2 protein-coding genes are annotated in these 1,605 nt (G+C 60.6%); both read right to left on the reverse strand.

Annotated features, from left to right (window positions below):
• Window positions 1-475, reverse strand: a 475-nt coding sequence (gene ruvC / locus ABX749_RS32240; RefSeq protein WP_372899652.1) for a crossover junction endodeoxyribonuclease RuvC, incomplete at its 3' end; no start/stop codon positions are given.
• Window positions 476-534: 59 nt separating this feature from the next.
• A partial coding sequence (locus tag ABX749_RS32245) for a DALR domain-containing protein (protein WP_372899651.1) occupies window positions 535-1,605 on the reverse strand: 1,071 nt, incomplete at its 5' end.

Raw genomic sequence — 1,605 nt, forward strand, 5'->3', positions numbered from 1 at the left:
CCAACAATGGATTATGGCTGAGGTGAAAACCGCAGACGGCGATCGCCAAGGCATCGGCCACGTCGGCCGGCTCGGGGACCTCGGACAGGTTCAATTGCAATTTCACCGCCAATTGAATCTGATGCTTCGGGGCGTGCCCATTGCCCGTCATCACTTTCTTGACTTTCGTCGGTTCGAAACTTTTGACGGCAATGCCGGCGGTGCCCGCGGCCAAACAGATCACGCCTCGCGCGTGCCCCATCAGGATGGCCGTTTTGGGCCGCGAGTAGTGGGAGAACAATTGTTCGAGCGCGAGAAAATCCGGCTTGTGCTGCTCCAACACCTCCGTAACGCCGGTGTGAATCTCCAGCAGCCGCTCTTCGATCGACGCTTTGGCTTTGCTGCGGACGATCCCGGCTTCGATCAACTGGAATTGCCCCCGGCTGACGCGAATGACACCGTAACCGGTCGTGTTCAATCCCGGGTCGATGCCCAGAATCGTGACCGGCGCCTGGCTGGCCGCGGCGCCGCCCAGTTTGACCGCCGCCCGCGAACTCATGAGGTCAATTCCCAGCTGGTGCCATCTTTCTTGTCCAACAGGGAAACGCCGAGTTCGCTGAGTCGATTGCGGATGGCATCACCGGTCGCATAGTCCTTGCGCTCACGGGCTTCCTTGCGAAGATCGATCAACAGGTGAATCGTCTTGTCGAGCAACTCTTGTGCGACTTCATCACCTCCACCGGCGACCGGCGGCTTGTCGAACAATCCCAACACATTGGTCAGCTCTTTCAACGATCGCATCGCGGCGATCAGCGAGACGACTTCGGGCGAGGACGCATCCGCTCCGGCGGCGAGTGATTTTTCGTCGATGAATCGATTGAGCAACCGCAACCAATCGAACAGCACGCTGATGGCGGCACCGGTGTTGAAGTCGTCGTCCATCGCGGTGATGAACTTTTCCCGCAGCTGGTGCACCTGGTCGAGCAAGGTGTCCTTTCCGGGATCGAACTCGCCGCCGGCACGTGTTTTGGCCGGTTTCAGATCTCCGTCGCCGTAGAAGGAGATTCCCGAGATCTCTTTGAACCGATCAAACAATCGATAAAAACCGTCCAGCGCCGCGCCGGCCTCTTCCAGCCCTTCTTCGCTGTACAGGATGGTGCTGCGATAATGGGTTCGCAGCAGGAAGAATCGAATCCGTGTTCCGGTGTGGCGTCGGATCAGCGCACTCAGGCCGCCGTCGCCCTTGGAGCGACTGATTTTTCCGGCGGCTGCTTCTTCGGCCGATTCTTCGCGATCGCCCTTGCCGCCCAGTTTGCCTTTGCCTTCGGACCGCATCAGGCCGTTGTGCATCCAGTACTTGACCATCGGCGCGTCGTGGCAGCAGCCGCTTTGGGCCAGCTCGTTTTCGTGGTGGGGGAACATCAGGTCCAGCCCGCCGCCGTGGATGTCAAAGGTCGTGCCCAGGATCTCGTGGCTCATCGCCGAGCACTCGATGTGCCAGCCGGGTCGGCCGCGGCCCCAGGGGCTATCCCAGGAGATTTCACCGGGCTTGGCGGATTTCCAGAGCGCGAAATCGCCGGCGGACCGTTTTTTCGCCGCCGCCTCGCCGCCCTCACCCTGCTGGTC

Source organism: Stieleria sp. (genome assembly GCF_041595215.1).
GTDB classification, from domain to species: domain Bacteria; phylum Planctomycetota; class Planctomycetia; order Pirellulales; family Pirellulaceae; genus Stieleria; species Stieleria magnilauensis.